Raw genomic sequence first — 326 nt, 5'->3', positions numbered from 1 at the left:
GTTGGGTGGGTGTTTGTTTTTTTGTGTTGTTTGGTGTTTTTTTGTGTTGGTTTGTGGTTTTTTTTTTTTGGTTTGGTTTTGTGGGTTTTGTTTTTTTTTTTTGTTTTTTATTTTTTTATGGGTGTTTTTTCGCGGGCGCTGATTATTGACGCGGCACGTGAGGAGGTTGCATTCTCGGGGCTCCTTAAATATTGAGATTGAACGTCAGGCCGCCCTGCACTGCGCCGCTGTTTGCAACCTGCTTTGATGCCGGTCCAATGGAATACGTGCGTTAACGGGACTTCCCGGTTCAGTGTGGTAGTCTTTGTCACAACACTCCAACATCA

At 43.9% G+C, this 326-nt stretch carries 1 protein-coding gene; it reads left to right on the top strand.

The features are described from left to right. A partial coding sequence (locus ACEWQ0_RS00010) for a hypothetical protein (protein ID WP_476484104.1) occupies positions 1–195 on the top strand: 195 nt, incomplete at its 5' end. Between the last annotated feature and the right edge of the window lie 131 nt (positions 196–326).

The sequence above is a fragment of the Wenzhouxiangella sp. YN9 genome (assembly GCF_056324165.1).
This window is presented reverse-complemented; position numbering and strand designations above follow the sequence as displayed.